Raw genomic sequence first — 24,026 nt, 5'->3', positions numbered from 1 at the left:
CTGTCGGTTTCTCGTTGACTGCCATGACAGTGCGATCCGCCGTGTTCTCCGCAGGGGGTTTTCAAATCGGGTGTCGGCGAGGATAATCGCACGCCGCGCGCGCGGCGACGGTTGGCGGCGCGACGAGCCTGTCGAGGATTCGCCGGCGTCTGTCAACCCTCTGTGCCCGCGCAGCGACCGAGGCGAGGCTGGACCCTCCGAGGCTTCGAGGAGGACGACATGAAGGCACTGACCTGGCAGGGCACGCGCACAGTGACGGTCGAGGAGGTCCCTGACCCGGTGATCGAGCACCCGACCGACGCGATCGTGCGCATCACGTCATCGGCGATCTGCGGGTCGGACCTGCACCTGTACGAACTCCTCGGACCGTTCCTCGACAAGGGAGACATCCTCGGCCACGAGCCGATGGGCGTGGTCGTCGAGGTCGGCAGCGAGGTCACCCGGCTGAAGGTCGGCGACCGGGTGGTGGTGCCGTTCAACATCTCGTGCGGCCACTGCTTCTTCTGCCTGCGCGGCCTGCAGTCGCAGTGCGAGACCACCCAGGTGCGCGAGTACGGCAGCGGCGCCGCGCTCTTCGGCTACACGAAGCTCTACGGGCAGGTGCCGGGCGGTCAGGCCGACTACCTGCGCGTGCCGCTGGCCGACTACAACCACATTCCCGTGGCATCCGATCTGCCCGACGAGCGCTACCTGTTCCTCAGCGACATCGTGCCGACCGCGTGGCAGGGCGTCGAGTACGCCGACGTGCCCGACGGCGGCACGCTCGCGGTGATGGGACTCGGCCCGGTGGGGCAGTTCGCCGCGCGTATCGGCGCGCACCGCGGCCTGCGGGTGCTCGCGGTCGACCCGGTGCCAGAGCGGCGCGAGATGGCGGCGCGCCACGGCATCGAGGTCTTCGATCTGACCGATAACGTCGTCGCCCAGTTGCGCGATCTCACCGAAGGACGCGGGGCCGATGCCGTGGTCGACGCGGTCGGCATGGAAGCACACGGCAACCCCGGAGTCGCCTTCGCGCAGCACGCGGTGGGGCTGCTACCCGATGCGCTGGCCCGCACGATGCTCGACAAGGCGGGCATCGACCGGCTCGCAGCGCTGCATGCGTCGATCGACCTGGTCCGTCGCGGCGGCACGGTCTCGCTGAGCGGTGTCTACGCCGGCGACGCCGACATCATGCCCATGAAGACGATGTTCGACAAGCAGGTCAGCATCCGCATGGGGCAGTGCAACGTCAAGCGCTGGATCGACGACATCATGCCGCTCGTCGAGGCGATCGACGACCCGCTCGGTGTCATGGACCTGACGACCCATCACGCGCCGCTCGACGACGCCCCCGACCTCTATCGCACCTTCCAGCGCAAGGAAGACGGCTGCATCAAGGTGGTGCTGCACCCCGCCGCAGCCTGACGAGCCGAGGGGCGGCGCCGGATCAGCTCGCGCCGCCCCCGGCCAGGTAGGCGAGGCGGTGCAGGGTCTCGGAGTTGCGCCAGCGCAGCATCGGAGTGACGACGAGGCTCGGCAACAGCGTCGCAGGGCCGCTCACGGGCTCCTCGTCGATGCGCACCATGCAGCCGCCGTCGTACGAGCGCACCCGCAGCGTCACCTTCGCGACCCCGATCGGCCACCCGCGGGCGCGCATGACCATGCGGTGCGGCGGGTCCCATTCGTCGACGACCGTGGTGTCGTCGAGCAGGGCGGGCCAGGCGCCGACGGAGTGGTGCAGCTCGGCACCCGGGTTCGGCCAGGCGTCATCGACGTCGCGCATACGCGAGGCGCCCACGACCCACGCGGGGTAGAGCCAGGCGTTCTCGAGGACGCGGAAGACGTCTTCGGGTCGGCAGTTCATCGTGCGGACGTTCTTCGCCATGTCGACTCCTTCGGCTGGTGGTCGTGTGTCCATCGTGGATGCCGCGAGATCAGGGTCCCAGGGGGTTGACTCCGCGTCTCTCCGATTCTCCTCTGATCCTGACCGATATGCCGTTATCACAGGAGCGCCGTCTTCGCGCCCCCCTGGCCCCGTGCGAGCAGGCCTGGAACCGTCGAAGCATGGCACTCACGAACATCCCCTCCCGCGCGGTTCGAGCACTCAGCGCATTCGCCCGCGATGATGCCCCCTTCGTCCTCACGCACGGCTACGGCTTCGGGAAGCGCATCTGGCGCCGGGTCGAGCACGGTGCCCGCTCGGCGCCCATGCGGCTGCTCGGACACGAGGCCGTGTTCGTCCGCGGGGTCGAGGGCGTGAACCTGTTCTACGACGAGACCCGCATCGCCCGACACGGCGCGATGCCGGCGCTCGTGCAGGAGACGCTGTTCGGACACGGCTCCGTGCACAGCCTCGACGGCGACGCGCACCGTCATCGCAAGGCCGCCTTCATCGACGTGGCCTACGAAGACGAGCAGGTCGAGCGCCTGACGCCGTGGCTCGAGCGCGAGTGGGCCGCGGAGCGCGACGCGTGGGTCGCCGGCGGGACCCGCAGCGCCTACGAGGCCGCCATCGGCGCCCTGGGTCGGGCGATCATGGGCTGGGCCGGTCTTCCCGGCACGCCCGCGGCGAAGACCCGCTGGTCGGCGCGACTGGCGCAGATCGTCGACGGCTTCGGCTCTCCGTACTCCCCGGCGTACGCGCTCGCCGCGCTCAACCGGCTGTGGTCGGACCGGCACTCCCTGCATCTCATCGAGGCTGTGCGCGCCGGCACGCTCGATGCGCAGGAGGGCACGGCGCTGCACACGTGGGCGCACCACCGCGACGACGACGGCGAGCTGCTACCCGCCCGCGTCGCCGGGATCGAGCTGCAGAACAGCATCCGCCCGATGATCGCCGTGGCGCGGTTCGTGGCCTTCGCGGCGAAGCAGCTGCACGACCGGCCCGAGTGGCGCGACCGCATCGCGGCCGAGACGGTGAAGAACGGCCGGCTGGTCGGCGGGGAGCTCGCGACGATGTTCGCGCAGGAGATCCGCCGCACCGCGCCGTTCGTGCCCATGCTCCCGGGTCGGGCGATCGCCGACATCGAGATCGACGGGCAGCACGTCGCCGAAGGCGGGCGGGTCGTGCTCGACATCCTCGGCACCGACCACGACGACCGCTTCTGGGCGCACCCGCACCGCTTCGCACCCGAGCGCTTCGTCGACGTCGACGACATCGAGACGCTTCCGGCCTTCATCCCGCACGGCGGCGCCGATGTCGCGACAGGACACCGCTGCCCGGGCGAGAAGGTGGCCGTGGCAGGGCTGTCGGCGGCGATCGCCGTGCTGAGCGACCTCCGACTGCACGTGCTCGACGAGGGACTCGAGGTGAACCTGCGACGGCTGCCGACCATGCCGCGCTCGGGAGCACGAGTCCGTTCCGAGGGTGCGCCGGCGCGCGGCTGCCCGTTCCACTGAGCGCCGGCGCACCCTCGGCTCAGCCGGCCACGTTGTCGTAGGCCCGCATGGCCGCCTCCTGCGCGTCGGCCAGGGCGTCTTCGATCGACTTCTCGCCCAGCAGCGCCGCCGTGATGGCGTTGTTGAGCTCGTTCTGGATCTCCTGTCCCGCCGGTGACGAGCCGAACGACACGCCGTGGTCCACGACGTCGTAGTACGTGGCGATCACCTGGTCGAAGCCGGGGTTGCCGCTCTCGACGATCCACTCCTCGCGGAGGGCCTGGTCGGGTGCGGGGGAGCCGGTGAAGAGTCCGGTGTTGATTCCGCCGTCCTCGGCGCGGGTGGCACCGCGCGCCTCGCCGGCCGCGGTCCACGCGTCGTCCGAGGTGAGCTCCACCATCCATGCGCAGGCTGCGCCCGGGTTCTCCGCGCCCACGGGGATCACGAAGGCCGTGCCCGACGCGACCGTGAAGGGCTCGCCGTCGGGGGTGCGGAACGGCACCGCCTCGAGCTGCAGCTGGTCGACGTAGGGTGCGAGCACGTTGGGGTACCACTGCGCGTTGACCTGCCCGCCGACCTGCCCGGTGACGAACTGGTTGTTGTCGCCGAAGGTGTCGAACGAGTCGCTGAAGCTCTTGACCGAGGCGAATCCGCCCTGGGCGTCGGTGATCTGCTTGAGCATCTCCAGGCCTGCGACGTTGCGGGGATCGTCGAGCGTGGGCTTGCCGTCCTCGTCGTTCAGCTGACCGCCCATGCCGAGCACCCACAGGCCACCCTGTCCGGTGGCGACCGGGTCGAAGCCGAGGCGAGTGGGCACCCCGCCGGACTCCTGGTAGATCTTGCCGATCGCGCCGAGCAACGCCTCGGGGTTCGAGGTGTCGAACTCCGCAGCAGTCACGCCGGCTTCATCGAGCACCGCCTTGTTCAGCAGGATCGCCGAGGGCTGGTAGAACTGCGGAACCGCCCACACGCTGTCTTCGTAGGTGATGTCGTCGACCACGAAGGGATACCAGTGGTCGCGCGGCGAGACGTCGTGCGCGGCGAAGCACTCGTCGAGCGGCATGATGAGCCCCTGCGAGGCATAGGTGGTCGCGTACCGACGGTCCATCTGCACCACATCGGGCACGTCGCCGCTGGCGATGCGCGTGGTGAACTTCTGCGCGTCGAACGCCGTGGCGTCGAGGTCGACCTCGATGTCGGGCAGCACCTCGGCCGCGTGGTCCATGCGCGAGGTACCGACGTCGTCGGCGTTCTCGAAGCCCCAGGCCTTGACGGTGCCGGTGGGTTCGGCACCGAAGTCCACCTCGGCCGCGGCGTCGTCGGCTGATCCTCCGCCGCATCCGGTGAGCAGCAGAGCCGATGCCGTCACGACGGCGGCGGCTCCGAGAAAGCGCGTCTTCATTTCGATCTCCATTCGTGTGAGGCGGCTGGGCGGCCGCCGATCAGAGTGCGCACGGGGCTCCTACCCCTTGCGTCCCTGGGTTGCGACGCCTTCGATGAAGTACCTCTGACCGAAGGCGAAGAGCAGGAGCATGGGCAGCGTCACGATGAGCGACGCAACCATGACGTACTGGTAGTCGCCATGACCGCCCGCAGAGGGGCTGTACTTGGTCATGGCGTAGGCGATGCCGAGTGGCGCGGTGAACTCGTCGACGGTTCCCGCGTTCAGGTAGATGAGTGCCGCCTGCAGGTTGTTCCAGCTGGCCTGGAACTCGAACAGGAAGACGATCACGAACGAGGGAACCGACAGGGGCATCGCGATGCGCCAGAACAATCCCCACGCGCTCGCGCCGTCGAGCTTGGCGGCCTCGAAGAGCTCGCGCGGAAGCCCGAGGAAGAACTGACGCTGCAGGAAGATGTAGAACGCCGAGCCGAACAGGTTCGCGCCCCACAGCGGCACCCAGGTGCCGAGCATCCCGGTCTCCTTCCAGATGAGGTAGATCGGGATCATCGTCACCGCGCCGGGGAGCATCATCGTGGCCAGCACCAGCCCGAACAGGAACTGTCGCCCCGGAAAGCGGAAGTAGGCGAAGCCGAACGCGACGATCGAGCTCGAGATGGCGACAGCACCGGCGGCGAGCAGCGCGATCGCGACACTGTTGCCGATCCAGCTCAGCAGCGGCAGCTGGTTCCACACCTCGGTGTAGTTCTCGGGCACGAAGGTCTTCGGGATGAGGCTGTTGTCGAACACCTCGCCGCGGGGCTTGAGGCTCGCTGCGATCAGCCACACGAAGGGGTAGAGGAACAGCGCGCCGAAGGCGACCAGGACGGCCGAGAGCAGGACTCTCGCGAGCAGACTCTTCGGCTGGCCCAGGCGTCGCCGCCACTTCGAGCGCTGCGGGCCGGTGGCCCCCGACTTCTCCGGCTCGGGCTGGGGCCGCACGGCGGGTGCGACCTGGCGCAGTGTCGACGACATCAGCGGTCTCCTTCGTAGTAGACGAACCGGTTGCCGACCTTCACCTGGATGAATGTGATCAGCATGATGATCACGAACAGCAGCCAGGCCATGGCAGCGGCGAATCCGAAGTTGAACTGCCGGAACGCCTGTTGGAAGAGATGGATCGCATAGAACAGCGACGCCTCTGGCGAGGCGTTGCTCTGGTCTCGCCAGAACAGCAGATACGCCTGGTCGAAGATCTGGAAAGCCGCGATCGAGAGCACGATGACGTTGAAGAACATCGCGCCCGAGATCATCGGCAGCGTGATCGAGAAGAAGCGTCGGATGGCGCCCGCGCCGTCGAGCGACGCCACCTCGTACAACTCCACCGGCACGTTCTTGAGCGCCGCGAGGAAGATCACCATCGTGCCGGCGACGGTCCACAGCGTCATGATCACGATGCTCGGCTTCACCCACGCGGGGTCGACGAGCCATTGCGGACCCTCGATGCCGAACAGGCGCAAAAACTGGTTGATCGCTCCGCTGTTGCCGTTGAGCAGCAGGAAGAAGACCGCGGCGGTGGCGACGGCGGGCGTCATCTTCGGTAGGTAGTACAGCACGCGGAAGAAGCCGGCACCGCGTCCGACCCGGTTGAGCAGGAGGGCGAGGATCAACGCGAAGATGATCTCCAGCGGCACGGCCATCACCACGTAGAAGAGGGTGTTCGCCAGGGACAGGCCGACGCGGGGGTCGTCGAAGAGTCGCGCGTAGTTGTCGATGCCGACCGGGCGTGCGGTGTTCGTGGCGAGGTTGTAGTTGCTGAACGAGATGTAGAGGCTGTACGCCATCGCCCCCGCGGTGAAGATCAGGAACCCGAGGATCCACGGCGAGATGAACAGGTAGCCCGCGATGACCTCTCGCCTGTTGTACCGGTCGCGCTGCGGCGGACGACGGGTGTCGATTTTCATGAGGAGAAGCTAAAGCGCGAACCAGAAGTGGTCGCGGGGCTTGTCAAGAAGCACTTCTTATGCAAACGGTGAAAGAGCCTTGCCTGACCGGGGAAGCGCTTCTTACAATGCGCCAGGGTCCCGCGCGGCATCCACTATCGTGAGGCGACATGACCGCTGCCGCCCGCCACGACGCCATCCTCCGTGAGCTCGAACTGCGCGGATCACTGACCAGCACGGCCCTCGCCGCTCGTCTCGGCGTCACCCCGATGACGCTCTGGCGCGACCTCGTCACGCTCGAGCAGCGCGACCTGCTCGTGCGGGTGCACGGGGGTGCGATCTCGCTCGCGGTCGCCCAGCAGCAGTCCCGGAACGAGGGGGTCGCGGGCCAGTCGAGGTCGCGGCCGGTCGCGACGATCGGCATGATCGTGCCCACCACGCGGTACTACTTCCCCGAGGTGATCCGCGGGGCGAGCCAGGCCGCGCACGAGTCGAACTGCCGCCTCGTGGTCGGGGCCACCAACTACTCCTCGCACGAGGAGTTCCGTCAGGCCGAACGCCTCATCGCGAGCGGTGTCGATGCGCTCATGATCACCCCGCACGACACGATCGCCGAGAGTTCGCCGTTGCAGCGCATGCTCGAGAGCGCCGGCATCCCGGTGGTCATGGTCGAGCGGTCGGCCGAGGAACAGCTTGCCGGACGCGTCGAGTGGGTGCGCACCGACCACGCGCACGGGGCCGAGGTCGCGGTGCGTCACCTCGCGCAGCAGGGGCATCGGGGGATCGCCCTCGCCGCCCGGCCGTCGGCGACGGTGGCCGGCCTCGACGCCGGATTCCGCCGAGCGATGGATGCGATGGATGCGACGGATGCCACGGCGCTCCGTCGGGAGCTCTCGCACCCGCAGATCGGCGACGATGCCAACATCGCCGAGCTGGGCGACCTACTCGACGAGTGCGTGGCGGCGGGCGTCACCGCGGCCATCCTGCTGGGGGATGCCGACGCCATGGCCTTCCTCGACCTCGTTCTGGAGCGCGGGCTGCGGGTGCCGGAGGACTTCGCCGTCATCGCCTACGACGACGAGGTGGCCGCTTTCGCGACGGTCCCGCTGACAGCTGTCGCGCCGCCGACGCACGAGCTGGGTCACGCGGCGCTTCGCCTGTGCGTCGATCGGCTCAAGCAGGCGCCGGGTGTCTCGCACATGCCCGTGCGCATGGCGTTGCTGCCCGCTCTGGTGGTGCGGGAGTCCACGATCAGATCCGGTTGATTGTTAGGTTTTGTGAGGAAAAGCTCCCGCGGGTTGGTGAATCGCTTCGGGTGCCGAAAGATCGACATCGCACGGTCAACGATTCGAAGGAGAACCCGCGATGTCCCTGCGTCGAACTTCCCTCTCTGTGGCAGCCCTGCTGGCCACATCCGCCCTCGTCGCAGGATGCGCCGCCGCCACCCCGGCCGCCGACCCCGTGAAGACCGAGAACCCGAAGGGAGAGGTCACCTTCTGGTCGTTCTTGAGCGGCATGTCCGATGTCGCTGCGGCGTTCAACGCCAGCCAGGATGACATCACCGTCAACTTCGAGGAGATCCCCAACGGAGCCAACGGCGGCTACACCAAGCTGTCGGCCGCGATCGAGTCGGGCAGTGGTCCCGATGTCGTCGGCATCGAGTACGACCGGCTCCCCGGATTCGCCGCAGCGGAGCAGCTCACCCCGGTCGACGACCTCGTGTCCTCCGACGTGCTCGGCGAGTACGACGAGCAGGTGCGCTCGCTCGTCTCGTTCGGCGATGCCGCCTACGCACTGCCCTACGACGCGCCGCCGATGGTCATCTGGTACCGGCAGGACGTGCTCGAGGCCGCCGGCGTCGAGGTGCCGACCACGTGGGACGAGTTCGAGGAGGCCGCCCGAGCGGTCAAGGCCGTCAACCCCGACGCGTACCTCACCAGCTTCTTCACCAACGAGCCGCAGCTCGCGCCGATGTCCTGGCAGGCGGGTGCCGAGTGGTTCAGCGTCGAGGACGACAGTTGGAAGGTCGGAGTCGACGACAAGGAGTCGCAGAAGGTCGCCGACTACTGGCAGCGTCTGATCGACGAGGACCTCGTGAAGAAGCAGCTCGGCTTCAGCGACGAGTGGACTGCCGACCTCAACAGCGGAGTGGTCAACGCGTGGGTCGGCGGGTCGTGGAGCGCCTCGGCGCTGAAGACCCGCACCGAGGCGTCCGGTCAGGCCGGCAAGTGGATCGCCGCGGCGCCGCCGTCGTGGGACGACGAGCCCACCAGCGCGCTCAGCGGCGGAACCAGCTTCGCGATCCCCGAGAACGCGAAGAACGCCGAGGCGGCCGCGGTCTTCCTCGAGTGGCTGGTGACTTCGCCCGATGCGGTCGAGGCCCGTGGTGCCGTGGGCACGGCGTACCTCGCGTACCCGGGACTCAACGAGGTCGCGGCGTCGGTCGCCCCCGTCGACTACTACGCGAACGACATCTACGAGGTGTTCGACGAGGCGTCCGCGAACCTCGGCGCCTGGGCGTGGGGGCCGAAGTACGACCTCACGGCCACCGCGCTCAAGGACTCCGTCACCGCCTCGCCCACTCTGAGTGACGCGCTGGACGCGACCCAGGCATCGACCGTCGACGGGCTCTCGAAGCTCGGCCTCGACATCAAGGAATGACCATGACGACCTCGACTGTCGCGAAGCCGCGGCGCGCGCGGAAGACGATCCCGGGAACGGGTGGCCGCACGGCATCCGTCTTCCTGATCCCGTTCTTCGCACTCTTCGCGCTGACCATGATCGCCCCTGTGATCTACGCGATCGGCATGAGCCTGTTCGCCGAGAAGCGCAGCGGCCTCGGGTTCGGCGGCGCGACGGTCGAGTTCGTCGGTCTCGGCAACTACGCCGAGGTCCTGGGCGACCGCACCTTCACCGACGGATTCGGTCGGCTCGCGCTCTACTGCCTCCTCTACGTGCCCTCGCTCCTCGTCGTGGCACTGGTGCTCGCGCTGCTGCTCGACTCGGCCGTCGCCTTCGCCAAGCGCGCGTTCCAGCTGCTGTTGTTCCTGCCGCACGCGGTGCCCGGTGTGATCGCGGCACTGATCTGGGCGTACCTGTACACGCCGGGGGTCAGCCCCATCGTGAAGGCGCTGGAGTCGGGCGGGATCGGGATCGACTTCCTCTCGGTGCAGCTGGTGCTGCCGTCGATGGTGAACATCGCCGTGTGGGAGTGGGCCGGCTACAACGTGATCATCCTTTTCACGGCGCTGCAGGCGGTGCCGCGCGAGATCCTCGAGGCGGCGAAGGTCGACGGCGCGGGGGAGTTCCGCACCGCACTCTCGATCAAGACGCCGCTGGTGTGGCCCGCGATCGGGGTGGCCCTGCTGTTCACCGTGATCGGCTCTCTGCAGCTGTTCACCGAGCCGAAGATCCTCTCGTCGGCCACCACCGCGGTGACCAGCACCTGGGTGCCGAACATGTGGGCCTACGATGCGGCGTTCAACCGCAACAACCTGCCGCAGGCGGCCGCGGCCTCGATCATCCTGGCCCTGCTCGCCGGCGCGCTCTCGTTCGTCGTCACCCGATTCACCTCGAAGGAGCCGACGCGATGACCGCTGTGATCGAGCGCCCCGCGCACCAGACGCGGGCTACCACGAAGCCTCCGCGTGCCCCGCGGCGCCGCACGCGCCGCGACCTGCCGGCCCGAGTGGGCGTGAACGGCCTGCTGGTGCTCGGATCGGCGTACATGATCCTGCCGCTGCTGTGGCTCGTGTTCGCCGCGACGAAGAACGCCGGCGACCTCTACTCCGGTGACGCCTTCGCCTTCGGGGCGGACTTCGTCGCCAACATGCAGCGCCTGTTCACGCAGGACGACGGCATCTTCTTCCGCTGGCTCGGCAACAGCATCCTGTACGCCGGAGTCGGCGCGGTCGTCGGCGGCTTCGTCTCGCTGATGGCGGGGTACGCGTTCGACAAGTTCCAGTTCCGGGGCAAGCGCGGACTCTACGCCTCGGTGCTCGTCGGCGTGCTCATCCCGAACACGGCCACCGTCATCCCGCTCTACCTCCTCGCCGCATCCGTCGGCATGACGAACACGATCTGGGCCGTGCTGATCCCCACGCTGTGCAACCCGTTCAGCGTGTACCTCGCTCGGGTGTTCTCGTCGGGATACCTGCCGGACGAGACGCTCGAGGCCGCCCGCGTCGACGGGGCCGGACCGATACGCAGCTTCCTGCAGGTGGGTCTTCCGATGCTCGTGCCGGGCTTCGTGACCATCGCGCTCTTCCAGTTCGTGGGCATCTGGAACAACTTCATGCTGCCGCTGATCATGCTGCAGAACCGCGAGCTGTTCCCGTCGAGCGTCGGCATCGCCCTGTGGCAGAGCCAGGTGCAGCAGAACCCCGAGTTCTCGACGCTCGTGATCGCCGGATCGTTCGTCTCGGTCGTGCCGCTGATCCTCGCGTTCGTGATGCTGCAGCGCTTCTGGCGTTCCGGTCTGTCGGCCGGGAGTGTCAAATGAGCCCCCGGCGCCCGGTGATCGCGTTCGCGATGCCCGAGTCTGTGCGCGCACGGGTGTTCCCCGCCGCGCTGATGCGGGAGTACGAGGCCACCGCCGACATCGCCGGCACCGTGACGGAGTTCGCCTCCGACGAAGCGCGTGCGATCCTCGCCGACGTCGAGGTGCTGGTGACGGGCTGGGGTGCTCCGCAGCTCGATGCGACGCTGCTCGATGCCGCGCCGCGTCTGGACGCCGTGCTGCACGCGGCCGGCACGGTCAAGCCGTACCTCGCGCCCGAGGTGCTCGAACGCGGCGTGCGTGTGAGCTCCGCGGCGGCCGCCAACGCGGTTCCTGTGGCGGAGTACGCCGTGGCCATGATCGTGCTCGCGGGCAAGCGCGTGCTTCCGATCGCCCGGCTCTACCGTGAGCGGCAGCAGGCCTTTGACATCGAGGCCGCGTTCCCCGGCGTGGGCAACCACGGTCAGCGCATCGGCATCATCGGTGCGTCGAAGATCGGCCGGATCGTGATCGAGATGCTCCGCGCCTACACGTTCGAGGTCGTGGTGCACGATCCGTATCTCACCGATGCCGAGGCGACCGAGCTCGGGGTGACCGCGGTCACGCTCGATGAGCTGCTGCGCACCAGCGCGGTGGTGTCGGTGCACGCGCCCTCGCTGCCCTCCACGCACCACCTGGTCGATGCGCGCGGGATCGACCTGATGCCCCACGGTGCGACGCTGCTGAACACCGCCCGCGGCGAGATCATCGACCAGGAAGCGCTGACGCGCCGTGTGCTGGCGGGGGAGCTGTTCGCGATCCTCGACGTCACCGTTCCGTGGGTCCTCGAACGCGATCATCCGCTCTACACCTCCCAGCACGCACTGCTCACCCCGCATATCGCGGGGTCGCTCGGCGTCGAGCTCGAGCGCCTGTCGGGCGCGATGCTGGGCGAGCTCCGCCGCATCGCGCGCGGAGAGCCGCTCGCACACGAGATCGAGTCCGAGCTCCTCGCCATCACGGCCTGACATCCCCACCCAGAACCCACCCCCTCCGCAGTTCGACGACGACCGAAGGAGCCCCCATGTCCGAATCCCCGAAGCTGTCCCGCCGCACCGTTCTGCTCGCCGGCGCCGGAGGGATGCTGGCGGCCGCCGCCGGCATCGTGTCGCCGCAGCAGGCGCAGGCGCACACGCAGGCCACCCCGTCGATCTTCCACGCCGGTGCGAAGCCGACCACCGTCACCGACATCGGCCCCGGCATCATGCAGTACTCGCTGATGAGCGGGCTGCTGCTCGACGGCGTCGTGTACATCGGGTCGCGCAACCTCGAGCCGACCGGGCTGATCGCCTTCGACGTGGCCTCCGGAACGGTGACGCATTCGACGACCCTCGCCACCGGGCACAGTGTGCAGGCGTTGGCGGTCGATCCCGTGCGCAAGGTCCTGTACGCCGGCATCCTGCAGAAGGCCGCGAGCGCCACCAACCTCTACCGCTGGGACCTGACGAACCCGTCATCTCCCGCCGTCGCGATCGGCAAGATCGGCGACCGCGACGTGCGCGACCTGGCCGTCTCGCCCGACGGCACCCTGTTCGCGGTGGGCGGCGGAGGGCCCGGAGCCCCGGCGCTCTGGCAGTACACGCCCGCGACCGGCGTGGTGACGAACCTCGGCATCCCCGACGCGAAGGCGACTCTCGCCCGGGCGGTGGCGGCGACCGATGCGACCGTCTTCTTCGGCGCGGGCAGCACGCTGGGCGGCGGCACCGGCACGAGCAAGGCGGCGCTGTACGCCTATGACCGTGCGAGTGCGACGTTCACCGACATCACGCCCTCCGAGATGGTGAAGGACCCGAGCATCCGCGAGCTCACCGTCGACGGCGATCGTCTGCTGGCCTCGACCGCCGGCGCGACGGAGCCGTCGAAGCTCGCGGCGATCTCGCTGGCCGACCTCTCGTCGTACCAGCTGGTGACGGCGATCGGCACGACCGCCAAAAGCTTCGCGGTCATCGCGGGCGATGTCTACTGCGTCAACGAGGCGGGCGTGCTGCGCTGGACGCCGGGGACCGATGCGGTGGAGCAGCTGCCGGTGCCGATCGACCTGGGCGAGGTCTGGGGGATGGATGCCCGCGACGGCGGCCTCGTCGTCGTCTCGGGCTACGGGTTCGTGGCGCAGCTCGACAGCAGCGGCGCGGTGCGTGTCGAGCGCGATCTGGGCGCGGCCGGGGCGCCGGTGAGCGCGCAGACCTGCATGGGCATCGCGGTCGGCGGCGGCTTCGCGTACGTCGGCGGCAACGGCGGCATCGCCCGCCACGACCTCAGCGGCGGCGGAGTGGTGAACCTGCGTGCTCCCGGCGAGGCCAAGGATGCCGAGGTCATCGACGGCGTGCTGTACACCGGCCAGTACAACTCGCAGGGCATCTGGGCGTACGACCCGCGCTCGGGTGACGACATCCGGCGCGTGGCCGACTTCCCGACCGAGCAGAACCGGCCGCTCGACACCCATTGGGATGAGCAGCATGGCCTGCTGCTGGTCGCGGCCCAGGCCGACACCGAGGGCGGCGGGTCGCTGTGGACATATGATCCCGCGACCGGCGCGAGCACGTACGCGATCAACCCGATCGACGCCGTTCAGCTCGTGCGGGCGGTCGTCGCGGTCGACGGCGTCGCCTATCTCGGCGGCGACAACGCGCAGAAGACGGGGCCGCGCGGCACGGTCGTCGCGTGGGACCCGGTGGCGCACCGCGAACTCTGGCGTATCGAGACCGGTCAGCCGAACGGCATCGCCGCGCTCGCCAGCCACGGGCGCTATCTGTTCGCGCTGACGATCAAGGGCAAGCTCGTCGTGATCGATCGCCCACGACGCACGATCGTGCACACGGGCGATCACGCCTCTCTCGTGCCGGGGTTCGCGGCGATGAAGGCCGCGCGCGGCGTGATCTACGCGGTCTCCGACACCACGCTCTTCCGGATCGATCCGCGCTCGTTCGCGGTGACGACCGTGGTCCCCTCGATCAACGGCGGCTGGTACAGCGGGCCGCATCTGAACGTCGACGAGGAGGGCGCGATCTACACGCTGCGAGGGCGGACGCTGGTGAGGGTAGATGATCACCCGCACGGTTCCTGAGTATTCCGGGTTACTCGCCTGTCTTCTCACTAGTTCGGCGAGTAACGTGTCTCCCGAGGATTCGTCCTCTCCTTTCAGACCGCCACGAAGAAAGGAGCCCCCCATGGGACTCGATGACAAGATCAAGAACGCCGCAGAAGACATCGCCGGCAAGGCGAAGGAAGGTGCGGGCAAGGCCACCGGCAACGAGAAGCTCGAGGCCGAGGGGCGCACCGATCAGGCGAAGTCCAACGTGAAGCAGGCCGGCGAGAACGTCAAGGACGCGTTCAAGTAACCACGCAGCGCGAATGACTTCGGGGAGGCGGCGACATGCCGTCTCCCCGAAGTGCGTCTGGGCCCGTGTCGGATCGGAGAGGCGTCATTCTTCGGTGGCGTCGGATCCCTCGTGCGAGCGGATCACGTCGCGCAGCTCCTGATCGAGGTCCGTCGCCTCCTCGATCGCCAGTGTCATCCCCGCGAGGAAGCGGGTGACGGTCGCGCGCTCCTCATCGGTGAGCTCGTCGACCAGGGCGAGCATGCGGCGGTGCATGGCGCCCAACGTCGATTTGACCTCTTCGTCGCTGCTGACGGTCGGCACGACGACACTGGCTCGTCGGTCGGTCGGGTGCGCCTCGCGCCGCACGTGGCCGCCTTTCTCGAGGCGGTCGATCAGGGTCGTGGTCGACGCGGTGGAGATGTCGAGAGCCCGCGCGATGTCGATCGGGCGCACGATGCGCTCGGCGCGGTGTTCGCGCAGCAGGAAGCGCAGAGCGAGGAGGTCGGTCTCGTTCATCTTCATCGAGATGCGGGTGCGCGCGCGCATCTCGGTCTCGGCGCCGCGGTAACGACGGAGCATGTTGAGCACGTCGACCGTGCTCGCCGTGCTGCTGTCGGGGTACCAGTACCCCGAGCGAGTGAATTCCTCGGGTTGCCCCATCACGCCACTTCCCCGTTGTCACGCGAGCGATTCTGCTCGCTTGCCTGTTCGTGATCCAGCATCTCGCCGGCGCCAGGGCCGTGTCCATCATCCCATTGCGCCTGCGTCCGCGAGCGACCGGTTTGCTAGCCTGCCTTACTACATGATCAACGAGTAGCATGGCAAAGCAACTTTACAGAGGTGACGATGATGGTGACCGACACGAGGCTGTCGACGCATGAGGTGGTGAGTGGCGTCGAGGAATTTCGGCGCGCCGACGCGCAGTTCATGCGTCGCCTCGCCGCGATGCGTGCCCCTAACGACACCGATCGCGCTGCGATGCGCTTCATCAGTGCCGCCCCGGCCGACGCTCCGGCGACCCCGGGTGCCCTCGCGACGCATCTCGGTGTGAGCACGGCGGCCATCACCAGTCTCATCCGTCGCCTTCAGGAGCGCGGCCACATCGTCGTCGCCCCGCATCCCGACGACGCCCGTTCAAAGGTGCTGCGGCCGTCGCTGGGTGACCTCCGTTCGCCGACCGATGATCTCGCGCGTCGTGTCGAGATCGTGGCCGACGAATTCAGCCCCGAGCACCTCGACTCCGTCGTGCGGTTCCTCCGCCGCCTCTCTGAAGAGATCGCCGACCTGCCCTGATTCGACTCCGAAATCCTCCTTGCGAAGATAGCTAGTTAATCTAGTAATCTAATCTCGGATAGAAACCTACCGGGAGGAATCATGGGCCAGATGAGATACGCCAATAACGACGCGGCCGTCGAGATCGACGACGATCTGCTGGCTCATCTCCGGACCGTCACCGTCACGAAGCTCCGTCGCAACGAGTCCTTCGCGCTCACCGTTCCGACGAGCGAAGAGGCACGTGCCACGTTCTGGATCCACGCATCGATCCCGATCCAGTTCGAGCTGGACGAGGAAGTCAGCCTGCAGCGTTCTCTGCTGACGTCGCTGATGGATGCCGCCGCCTCCACCGGCGGGATCGATCTGGCCGACGAGCGCGTGGTGGGCGAGGTCCGCCCGGTCCGTCAGACGCGACGCCTGCATGCAGTGGGTGCCTGAAGCCATGGAGTCGATGACGAAGCGCATGATGACGACCCGCCCGAAAGCGCTGTGGGTCGAGGTCGAGCGCGGATTCCACGTGGGCAACGACCACGGCCGCTACCTCGGGTCCGTCACGGTCGCTCCGGACGGTTCGATCACCGCCTTCGGTGAGCGCTCCGATTTCCTCGGGGCTTTCGACAGTGTCGATGCGGCGAAGACCGGAGTCCTGTCGGCGAACGCCGACGAGACGGTCCGCACCGATGTCCAGGCCCGCCCGTTGCAGAGCCTGCTCTCGCGGCTCTCGGTGATGCCGTGATGCAGGCGGCCACGGCGGCCACCTGGCTCGAGCGCCTCGAAGCCGAGCACGTCGAACTGCAACTCGACGGGTTCGATCGCCGCGACGCCTGGCGTCTCGGCAGCGCGATCGTCGAACGGGCGCTGCAGGAGTCGCTGCCCGTCGCCGTCGATGTGCGCACGGCCACGGGCGTGCTGTTCCACGCCTCGCTGCCCGGAGCCACCGCCGACAACGACGAGTGGGTCCGGCGCAAGACGGCGGCCGTGCTGCGGTTCGAGGCCAGCACCGCGCTGCTCGAGGCTCGCTCGGCGGGGAGTCCCCGCGACATGTTCGAGCCCGGCTGGCTGGACCCGACCGTGTACGCGCTCGCCGGGGGAGCCGTGCCGGTGCGCGTGCGCGGGGTGGGGGTCGTCGCCGTCGCCACCGTCTCTGGCCTCAGCTCCGAAGACGACCACGACCTCGTCGTCCAGGCGCTCGCGCTGCTGTCGGCGGAATGAGATCGAAGTATTTCGCGCGAATCTGTGACGATTCGGGCACCTCATCCGTCTTAGTGGTGTCGCACACACGCGACCCGTTCTCTGAACCGAGGCGGCAACCCGCATGAAGGAGCACATGATGGCGAACGCGACTGGTGGCACGCAGGTCAAGACCGAGGTCGGCGCACCCTCGAAGGGCATCGCGGTCGGCACGACCACGATCGAAGACGGAGTGGTCGCGAAGATCGCCGGCATCGCGGCGCGCGAGGTCCCCGGTGTGTACGCGCTCGGTGGGGGAGCGGCACGCATGGTCGGTGCCATCCGCGACGCATTGAACACCACCGACCTGACGCAGGGAATCAGCGTCGAGGTCGGCGAGACGCAGATCGCGGTCGACATCACGATCGTCGCCGAGTACCCCGTGTCGCTGCAGAAGGTGGCAGCCGACGTGCGCGCATCGGTCAACAGCGCGCTGGTCGAGCTGGTGGGCAAGGACGTCGTCGAGATCAACGTCACCATCAACGACGTGCACATCCCGTCGGACGACGACGAGGATGAGGTCGAGGTCGTCGAGGTCTCCGCAGACACACGAGTGCAGTGATCGCATGCCGGAGTCGAGGCGACGCCGCGTCGGATGGGAGGGGTTCCTGCGGGCTCCCCTCCCATCCGACGGCGCGTCTGCTCCGAACTGCTCTGGTGACGGCGATGAGGGAGTGGGCAGGTGTCTGAACGTTTTCGCAGTGCGCTCGAACAGGCAGACGACGGGATCGTCGCCGGCCGCGCCATGGACGGCGACGTCGAGGCGTTCGCCGTTCTCGTACGCCGGTACACCCCGCTGATGCGCGCATACACGCAGCGGATGCTCAACGCGTCGTCCGACGTCGACGACATCGTGCAAGAGGCTTTCGTCACCGCCTGGCAGCGCTTCTCCGAGCTCGACGACCCCTCGAAGGTCAAGAGCTGGCTGATGCGGATCGTCAGCCGCAAGGCGGTCGACCGCATCCGTGCGTTGCGTCCGCTGCTCGACGTCGACGACATCGACGGCCCCGCGCCGTCGAACCAGACGCCTGCGCAGATCGCCGAGGCACGCGCCGGCGTGGCCGCCCTCGGTGCCGCCCTGCGCGAGCTCCCCGATGCACAACGCGAATGCTGGGTGCTGCGTGAGATGGGAGGCTACTCGTACGACGAGATCGCCGAGGAGCTGGGCATCTCGACCTCGACCGCACGGGGGTTGCTGGCCCGTGCGCGCAAGTTCATGATCGTACGGATGGAGGAGTGGCGATGACCGATGACCACGACATCCCTGAGCTGAAGCCGCTCGGTCTCGACCCGAGTGATCTCGACGGGCACACTCTCGACGAGCTCACCGACTACCTCGAGGCCGGTCGCCAGCCGCGCGACGCCTCGATCGAGGAGTCGCCCGGCTGTCAACTCGCTCTCGACGCCCTCGAACGCCTGCAGGGGCTCGGCGGTGAGCTGATCGAAGCGGATGCCGCAGCGGCACCCGAGGTCGACCAGAGCTGGGTCGACCGCATCCTCGGAGGGATCGCGCTCGACGCCCGCGCCGGACGCCGCATCCCGTTCGAGTCGGTGGAGCCGAACATCGACCTCGGGATCACCGAGGGCGCGGTGCGCGGACTCATCCGCTCGGCCGAGAACGCCGTGCCGGGCCTGCTGGTCGGGCGCTGTCGTCTCGAGGGCGACGTGACGGTGCCCGACGCGTCGATCCGCATCGCGATCGACGCGAGCATGCTCTACGGAGATCCGATCCTGCGGGTCACCGAGCGCCTGCGCGCCGAGGTCGCCGAGCGGCTGCACGCGCACACCGCACTGAACATCGTCGCGATCGACATCGCGATCAAGGACATCCGGGAGGTGTCGTCGTGGACGGAGCAGAACTGATGACGGCCGAGTCGAACGCGGCGCTCACCGCCGAGATCGAAGCCGCCGTGCGCGCGACACCGGGGGTCCGCAGCGTGTACCGCTCCGGATCGCTGATCTCGAACGTGATCGGCGCGGGTGCCGTGGCGCTCGGAGTCCGCAGCGCTGAGGAGCCTCTGATCTCGGTCCGCCGCGGTGCGCTCGGAATGACCGTCGAGGCGTCCATCGGCATCGACGCCACCCGCAACGCGGCAGACACGCTGCGCGATGCCCACGGTGCGATCGACGCGCTGCTGACCGCGCAGGGAGTGCTGCGCGAACGCATCGCCCTCACGATCGTCTACGTGCAGTCACGTGAGGCCTCCTGACGGTTGCCTCAGGGCTGCTGTGCAGGACACAGACGCAGAAGGTGCCGTTCTCCGCGAGAGGAGACGGCACCTTCTGTTCGTGAGCGGCAGCTGGTCGTGAGCGGTAGCTCGCGCCGCCGGTGATCGGTGTGGCTCAGGCGATCGAGCGCAGGCCCTCGATGAGCGGCGTGGTGGGGCGGCCGATCAGGCGCGCCAGCGTTCCGTCGGTGTCGGCGAGTGCACCGTCGCGGATCCCGCCGTCGAGCGCGACCACGAATCCGACCGTGCCCTCGTCGAGCCCTGCGGCGGCGAGTGCTGCCCGCTGCTCGTCAGCCGTCAGACGCTGGTAGGTGACGGGGCGACCGATGACCTCGGCGATCGCCGCGGCGAGGTCGTCGTAGTTCCACGCCACGTCGCCGCCGAGCTCGTACGCCTGGCCGATGTGACCGTCTTCCTGCAGCACGACCGCGACGGCCTCGGCGAAGTCCTTGCGGCTGGCCGAGGCGACACGTCCGTCGCCGACACCCGCGGCAAGCACACCGGTCTCTGCCGCACGGGCCACGTCTGCGGCGTAGTTCTCGGTGTACCAGTTGTTGCGCAGGATCACGGCGGGCAGGCCCGCGGCGGCGATCAGCTCTTCGGTTGCCTTGTGCTCGGGGGCGAGCACGAGGTCGCTGGTAGGCGCCTTCGGCGCGCTCGTGTACACGAACTTCGTGACGCCGGCCTTGGCTGCGGCGTCGATCACGGCCTGGTGCTGCGCGACGCGACGACCGACCTCGGAGCCCGAGACGAGGACCACGGAGTCGACGCCCTCGAGGGCGGCGGTGACGGTCTCGGGGCGGTCGTAGTCGACCACGGCGACCGCGACACCGCGGGCGGCCAGGTCGTCGGCCTTGGCGGTGTCGCGCACGCCGGCGATGACGGAGGAAGCGGGCGTGCCGCGCTCGATGAGGCTGTCGATGATGAGGCGACCGAGGTGGCCGGTGGCGCCGGTGACGAGGATGGTCATAAGAGTCCTTTCGTAAGTGACATCACCGACAACCGCTCGGGGGGTTCAGAACATTCCAGCCGGAGGGTACCCACTTCGACGTAAGGTACATACATGACGGTGAGTTTTGCGCAGATCAAGGCCGCTTCTCCGCAGGTCTTCGAGCAGGGGTGCGGCACGCGGGTCGTCCTCGACCACATCATGAGCAAGTGGGGCGTGCTCGTGCTGTCAGCGTTGTCGGATGGCACCCTGCGGTGGGGCGAGCTGCGCCGCGCGGTCGACGGCATCAGCGAGAAGATGCTCGCGTCGACCCTCCGCACCCTCGCCGACGACGGCCTGGTGCATCGGGAATCGTTCCCCGCGGTGCCCCCGCACGTCGAGTACAGCCTCACCCCGCTGGGTCGCGATCTCATGGAGCGCATGCTGCCGCTCGTGGGGTGGGTCGCCGATCACGCTGATGGGATGCTCGGTCGCCGCTGACCTGCGGAATCCGTCGTCGCAACGGGTGTCTGGTGCGGAATCGGTCGTCCGAAGAAAAGGATTGACTCGATACCGCAGTCACCCCTACTGTTCTGAACATGTCAGCAACCACGCCAATCCGCCTGGAACGACCCGACGGCAAAGGACTGGCGACCGGCACACTCGGACTCTGGGGCTCGACCGTCATCGGACTCGCCTCCACCGCTCCCGTGTACTCCCTGGTCGCCACGCTCGGCTTCGTGGTGCTCGCCGTCGGTGCGCAGGCACCCATCGCGTTCATCATCGCCTTCATCCCGATGCTCCTCATCGCGTTCGCATACCGCGAGCTGAACAATGCGGTGCCCGACTGCGGCACCACGTTCACGTGGGGCACGAAGGCGTTCGGCCCGTGGGTCGGCTGGATGGGCGGCTGGGGTGTCGCCGTGGCCGGCATGGTGGTGCTGGCGAACCTCGCGCAGATCGCCTCGGTCTACTTCTGGTCGCTGATCGGCTTCGACCTCGAGAACAACGACTGGCGCATCATCCTCGTCGCCGTGCTCTTCATCGCGTCGATGACGTGGGTCAGCTGGCGCGGCGTCGAGATCGGCGAGCGCATCCAGAACATCCTCCTCGGCATCCAGTACCTCGCGCTCGTCATCTTCATCGTCGCGGCGCTGTGGCAGTTCTTCTCCGGTGACGCCCCCAACGCGACGCCGTTCGACTGGGAGTGGCTGAACCCGTTCGCGTTCACCGACTACTCGGGCTTCATCGAGGCGATCCTGCTCGCCCTCTTCATCTACTGGGGCTGGGACACCTGCCTCGCGCTGAACGAGGAGACGAAGGACCCCAAGCGGATTCCCGGACGCGCGGCGCTTCTGACCACCGTCATCCTGCTCGTCACCTACGTGAGCGTCACGATCGCCGCGATGATGTACGCCGGACTCGGCGAGACGGGCACGGGACTGAGCAACGAGGCCAACGCCGACGACTTCTTCCTCGCGATCAAAGACGGCCTGCTCGGCCCGTTCGGCTGGGTGCTCGTGGTCGCCGTGATCATCTCGGCGATCTCGTCGACGCAGACCACGATCCTCCCCACGGCCCGCGGCACGCTGGCGATGGGCGTCTACCGCGCGCTTCCGGCGAAGTTCAAGGACGTGCACCCCACGTACAAGACGCCGTCGTTCTCGACGATCGTGATGGGCGTCGTCGCCTCGGTGTACTACGTGGGCATGACGCTGATCAGCGACAACATCCTGCAGGACTCGATCCTCTCGCTGGGTCTCGCGATCGCGTTCTACTACGCCATCACCGGGTTCGCGTGCGTCTGGTACTTCCGCAAGGACCTCACGCGCTCGGCGCGAGAGTTCTTCTTCAAGGGGCTGTTCCCGCTGATCGGCGCCCTCATGCTCACGTACGCGTTCGTGCAGTCGGCGATCGACATGTGGGACGTCGACTACGGCTACACGGTGCTCTTCGGTATCGGCGGCACGTTCGTGATCGGCATCGGCTCGCTCGCGTTCGGACTCGTGCTGATGTTCGCCTGGTACGCGTTCCCGCGGTCGAAGCGGTTCTTCCGCGGCGAGAGCCTCAACCGCGACACCCAGGTCATGGTGCCCGACGACCCGAGTGTGACGATCCGATCGATCGACGGCGGGATCTGACGCCGCACGCCTGCGTCCTAAGCTGGATCCGTGCGCATCCGGCTCGACATCGCCTACGACGGCACCCATTTTCGCGGATGGGCGCTGCAGCCGCAGTTCCGTACCGTGCAGGGCACGCTCGAGGCGGCGCTCGCGCGCATCGTCGGGTCGGAGGTGCGGCTCGTGGTCGCCGGGCGGACCGACGCCGGGGTGCATGCGAGCGGCCAGGTCGCGCACCTCGACCTCGATGACGCGCAGTGGTCTCGCCTCGAAGCGCGTCGCAGTCGTGCGCCGCAGGACCCGGCGGCGACACTCGCCGCGCGTCTGCGTGGAGTGCTCGGCGCGTACTCCGACGTCACGGTGACGCGATCGTCGGTCGCGCCCGAGGGCTTCGACGCCCGCTTCTCGGCGGTGTGGCGGCGCTACCGCTACCGACTGGCCGACCTCGGCGCGGGTTTCGACCCGTTGCGCCGCCACGACACGACCAGCGTGCGCGGGCACCTCGACGTCGAGGCGATGGATGCTGCCGCACGCACCCTCATCGGACTCCACGACTTCGCTGCGTACTGCAAGCCGCGCGAGGGGGCGACGACCATCCGCACGCTGCTCGACTACCGCTGGGAGCGGGATGCCGAGGGAGTTCTCGTCGCCGAGGTCAAGGCCGACGCGTTCTGCCACAGCATGGTGCGCGCACTGGTCGGCGCGTGCGTCGCCGTGGGCGAGGGGCGGCTCGACGTCGACGACGTCGTGGTGCTGCGCGACGCCCTCACCCGCACCAGCGAGTTCAAGGTGCTCGCGGCGCGGGGGCTGATCCTCACCGAGGTCGGGTACCCCGCCGACGAGCTGCTGGGCGCGCGGGCCGAGCAGACGCGGGCGCGGCGCGATGCGAATGCCGTGGCGGATGCCGTGGCGGATGCTCCGCAGATTGCTGGGGGACACGAGGCGTGAACGGAGCCGAGGCACAGGTGCGACGAGTAGCGTGGGGACGGTCATGAAGGTCATCTCGTACAACCTGCGCAAGCACCGTGCCGCCACCGAGCTCATCGCACTGGTGAACACGCATGACCCCGACATCCTCTGCCTGCAGGAGTGCGACGTGCAGGGGCTGCCCGACCGGATCGGCGAGTTGGTGCTGGCCGATGCCACGCAGGGCAACAGGCTCGGGTTGGCGCTGTACTACCGCACGAACACCTTCCAGCTGCAGGAGATCCGCGCGATCGAGCTGAAGAAGTCGCTGCACGACCGCATGCTCAAGCCCGCGCACGAACGTGTGCTCGGCGCCCGGCTGCGCGACATCGACCACGGTCGCGAGATCGTCGTCGCGTCGTTCCACGCGGCTCCGCTGACCGCGCTCAACTCGCTGCGGCGCCATCAGATCCGGGCCGCGCTGACAGCTCTCGCCGAACTCGGGAAGGACCTGCCGCAGCTCATGGTGGGGGACTACAACTACCCCGTGTTCAAGGAGAACCTGGGGCAGGCCGTCCGCGACCACGGATACGCGCTCACGCTCAGCGACGACCACACCTACACGCGCTATCGCGTTTTCCGCGGGCACTACGACTTCGCGACATCCATCCGCTTCCAGATCGACGGCATCACGACCCTTCCCCAGGCCTCGAGCGACCACCGCCCGATCCTGGTCACCGCGCGCCCGGACTGACGCGGGGGCTGCGCGTCCCGCCGGTGTCATACATGGCCGCTTCCGCG

At 68.2% G+C, this 24,026-nt stretch carries 27 protein-coding genes; 21 read left to right on the top strand and 6 right to left on the bottom strand.

The window, feature by feature from the left end:
- Window positions 1–219 precede the first annotated feature (219 nt).
- On the top strand, window positions 220–1,404 hold the full coding sequence (locus AC2D10_RS07060; RefSeq protein ID WP_484711347.1) for an alcohol dehydrogenase catalytic domain-containing protein: 1,185 nt from the start codon (window positions 220–222) through the stop codon (window positions 1,402–1,404).
- A gap of 22 nt (window positions 1,405–1,426) precedes the next feature.
- Here the strand turns inward: AC2D10_RS07060 and AC2D10_RS07055 are convergent, their stop codons facing one another.
- Entirely contained in the window at window positions 1,427–1,864 is a 438-nt protein-coding gene (locus tag AC2D10_RS07055; protein ID WP_484711344.1) for an SRPBCC family protein, read from the bottom strand.
- Between the two features lie 179 nt (window positions 1,865–2,043).
- Here AC2D10_RS07055 and AC2D10_RS07050 point away from each other — a divergent pair, with 179 nt between their 5' ends.
- Window positions 2,044–3,378, top strand: coding sequence for a cytochrome P450 (locus AC2D10_RS07050; protein WP_484711343.1), 1,335 nt, complete (start codon window positions 2,044–2,046; stop codon window positions 3,376–3,378).
- A 19-nt stretch (window positions 3,379–3,397) separates the two neighbouring features.
- On the opposite strand, the gene AC2D10_RS07045 is transcribed toward AC2D10_RS07050, so the two are convergent.
- Genes AC2D10_RS07045 through AC2D10_RS07035 form a run of 3 tightly spaced genes read right to left on the bottom strand, consistent with a single transcriptional unit; the run spans window position 3,398 to window position 6,702 of the window.
- Entirely contained in the window at window positions 3,398–4,759 is a 1,362-nt protein-coding gene (locus tag AC2D10_RS07045; protein ID WP_484711342.1) for an ABC transporter substrate-binding protein, read from the bottom strand.
- A 60-nt stretch (window positions 4,760–4,819) separates the two neighbouring features.
- A complete protein-coding gene (locus tag AC2D10_RS07040; RefSeq protein ID WP_484711340.1) occupies window positions 4,820–5,773 on the bottom strand; it encodes a carbohydrate ABC transporter permease in 954 nt (317 codons plus the stop codon).
- Entirely contained in the window at window positions 5,773–6,702 is a 930-nt protein-coding gene (locus AC2D10_RS07035) for a carbohydrate ABC transporter permease (RefSeq protein WP_484711339.1), read from the bottom strand. The genes AC2D10_RS07040 and AC2D10_RS07035 overlap by 1 nt, the downstream gene beginning before the upstream one ends.
- Before the next feature lie 149 nt (window positions 6,703–6,851).
- On the opposite strand from AC2D10_RS07035, the gene AC2D10_RS07030 reads away from it, so the two are divergent.
- The 7 genes from AC2D10_RS07030 (at window position 6,852) to AC2D10_RS07000 (ending at window position 14,556) form a co-directional block, all read left to right on the top strand.
- Entirely contained in the window at window positions 6,852–7,946 is a 1,095-nt protein-coding gene (locus tag AC2D10_RS07030; protein ID WP_484711337.1) for a LacI family DNA-binding transcriptional regulator, read from the top strand.
- 100 nt (window positions 7,947–8,046) lie between these two features.
- Window positions 8,047–9,342 carry an ABC transporter substrate-binding protein gene (locus tag AC2D10_RS07025; protein WP_484711335.1) on the top strand — a complete coding sequence of 432 codons (1,296 nt, stop codon included), beginning with the start codon at window positions 8,047–8,049 and terminating at the stop codon, window positions 9,340–9,342.
- Window positions 9,343–9,344: 2 nt separating this feature from the next.
- Window positions 9,345–10,274 (top strand): carbohydrate ABC transporter permease, encoded by a 930-nt coding sequence (locus AC2D10_RS07020; protein ID WP_484711333.1) that lies wholly within the window; start codon window positions 9,345–9,347, stop codon window positions 10,272–10,274.
- Window positions 10,271–11,182: a carbohydrate ABC transporter permease gene (locus tag AC2D10_RS07015; protein WP_484711331.1), complete on the top strand. Its 912-nt coding sequence runs from the start codon at window positions 10,271–10,273 to the stop codon at window positions 11,180–11,182. The genes AC2D10_RS07020 and AC2D10_RS07015 overlap by 4 nt, the downstream gene beginning before the upstream one ends.
- Window positions 11,179–12,186, top strand: a complete 1,008-nt coding sequence (locus tag AC2D10_RS07010) for a hydroxyacid dehydrogenase (protein ID WP_484711329.1) — start codon at window positions 11,179–11,181, stop codon at window positions 12,184–12,186. Before AC2D10_RS07015 ends, AC2D10_RS07010 begins: the two co-directional genes overlap by 4 nt.
- A gap of 56 nt (window positions 12,187–12,242) precedes the next feature.
- A complete protein-coding gene (locus AC2D10_RS07005; RefSeq protein ID WP_484711327.1) occupies window positions 12,243–14,282 on the top strand; it encodes an NHL repeat-containing protein in 2,040 nt (679 codons plus the stop codon).
- Window positions 14,283–14,385: 103 nt separating this feature from the next.
- Window positions 14,386–14,556 carry a CsbD family protein gene (locus AC2D10_RS07000; RefSeq protein WP_484711326.1) on the top strand — a complete coding sequence of 57 codons (171 nt, stop codon included), beginning with the start codon at window positions 14,386–14,388 and terminating at the stop codon, window positions 14,554–14,556.
- An 84-nt stretch (window positions 14,557–14,640) separates the two neighbouring features.
- Here the strand turns inward: AC2D10_RS07000 and AC2D10_RS06995 are convergent, their stop codons facing one another.
- Window positions 14,641–15,198 (bottom strand): MarR family transcriptional regulator, encoded by a 558-nt coding sequence (locus AC2D10_RS06995; RefSeq protein ID WP_484711323.1) that lies wholly within the window; start codon window positions 15,196–15,198, stop codon window positions 14,641–14,643.
- Between the two features lie 186 nt (window positions 15,199–15,384).
- Between AC2D10_RS06995 and AC2D10_RS06990 the strand changes: the two genes are divergently transcribed.
- The 8 genes from AC2D10_RS06990 to AC2D10_RS06955 all read left to right on the top strand — a co-directional run bounded on the left by AC2D10_RS06990 (window position 15,385) and on the right by AC2D10_RS06955 (window position 19,253).
- Complete coding sequence (locus AC2D10_RS06990; protein WP_484711322.1) at window positions 15,385–15,831, top strand: MarR family winged helix-turn-helix transcriptional regulator; 447 nt, start codon at window positions 15,385–15,387, stop codon at window positions 15,829–15,831.
- Window positions 15,832–15,921: 90 nt separating this feature from the next.
- The gene (locus AC2D10_RS06985) at window positions 15,922–16,251 is read left to right on the top strand and encodes a DUF7882 family protein (RefSeq protein WP_484711319.1); all 330 of its coding nucleotides are present in this window, start codon (window positions 15,922–15,924) and stop codon (window positions 16,249–16,251) included.
- Window positions 16,252–16,255: 4 nt separating this feature from the next.
- Entirely contained in the window at window positions 16,256–16,549 is a 294-nt protein-coding gene (locus tag AC2D10_RS06980; RefSeq protein ID WP_484711317.1) for a hypothetical protein, read from the top strand.
- Entirely contained in the window at window positions 16,549–17,025 is a 477-nt protein-coding gene (locus tag AC2D10_RS06975; RefSeq protein ID WP_484711316.1) for a heme-degrading domain-containing protein, read from the top strand. The genes AC2D10_RS06980 and AC2D10_RS06975 overlap by 1 nt, the downstream gene beginning before the upstream one ends.
- Before the next feature lie 118 nt (window positions 17,026–17,143).
- Window positions 17,144–17,605, top strand: coding sequence for an Asp23/Gls24 family envelope stress response protein (locus AC2D10_RS06970; protein ID WP_484711315.1), 462 nt, complete (start codon window positions 17,144–17,146; stop codon window positions 17,603–17,605).
- 183 nt (window positions 17,606–17,788) lie between these two features.
- A complete protein-coding gene (locus AC2D10_RS06965) occupies window positions 17,789–18,289 on the top strand; it encodes an RNA polymerase sigma factor (protein WP_484711827.1) in 501 nt (166 codons plus the stop codon).
- The gene (locus tag AC2D10_RS06960) at window positions 18,286–18,906 is read left to right on the top strand and encodes an Asp23/Gls24 family envelope stress response protein (protein WP_484711314.1); all 621 of its coding nucleotides are present in this window, start codon (window positions 18,286–18,288) and stop codon (window positions 18,904–18,906) included. Before AC2D10_RS06965 ends, AC2D10_RS06960 begins: the two co-directional genes overlap by 4 nt.
- Window positions 18,888–19,253 (top strand): hypothetical protein, encoded by a 366-nt coding sequence (locus tag AC2D10_RS06955; RefSeq protein ID WP_484711313.1) that lies wholly within the window; start codon window positions 18,888–18,890, stop codon window positions 19,251–19,253. Before AC2D10_RS06960 ends, AC2D10_RS06955 begins: the two co-directional genes overlap by 19 nt.
- Before the next feature lie 133 nt (window positions 19,254–19,386).
- On the opposite strand, the gene AC2D10_RS06950 is transcribed toward AC2D10_RS06955, so the two are convergent.
- Window positions 19,387–20,241 carry an SDR family oxidoreductase gene (locus AC2D10_RS06950; RefSeq protein ID WP_484711312.1) on the bottom strand — a complete coding sequence of 285 codons (855 nt, stop codon included), beginning with the start codon at window positions 20,239–20,241 and terminating at the stop codon, window positions 19,387–19,389.
- A gap of 93 nt (window positions 20,242–20,334) precedes the next feature.
- Between AC2D10_RS06950 and AC2D10_RS06945 the strand changes: the two genes are divergently transcribed.
- From AC2D10_RS06945 to AC2D10_RS06930, 4 genes are all read left to right on the top strand, one after another.
- Window positions 20,335–20,700, top strand: a complete 366-nt coding sequence (locus AC2D10_RS06945; RefSeq protein ID WP_484711311.1) for a winged helix-turn-helix transcriptional regulator — start codon at window positions 20,335–20,337, stop codon at window positions 20,698–20,700.
- A 98-nt stretch (window positions 20,701–20,798) separates the two neighbouring features.
- Window positions 20,799–22,340: an APC family permease gene (locus AC2D10_RS06940; protein WP_484711309.1), complete on the top strand. Its 1,542-nt coding sequence runs from the start codon at window positions 20,799–20,801 to the stop codon at window positions 22,338–22,340.
- 30 nt (window positions 22,341–22,370) lie between these two features.
- A complete protein-coding gene (gene truA / locus AC2D10_RS06935; RefSeq protein WP_484711308.1) occupies window positions 22,371–23,267 on the top strand; it encodes a tRNA pseudouridine(38-40) synthase TruA in 897 nt (298 codons plus the stop codon).
- Between the two features lie 43 nt (window positions 23,268–23,310).
- Window positions 23,311–23,979: an endonuclease/exonuclease/phosphatase family protein gene (locus tag AC2D10_RS06930; protein ID WP_484711306.1), complete on the top strand. Its 669-nt coding sequence runs from the start codon at window positions 23,311–23,313 to the stop codon at window positions 23,977–23,979.
- The last annotated feature ends 47 nt before the right edge of the window (window positions 23,980–24,026 follow it).

The sequence above is a fragment of the Microbacterium sp. PI-SA-G genome, assembly GCF_057215335.1.
The sequence above is the reverse complement of the archived record's forward strand: the minus strand, read 5'-3'. Positions and strand labels throughout refer to the sequence as shown.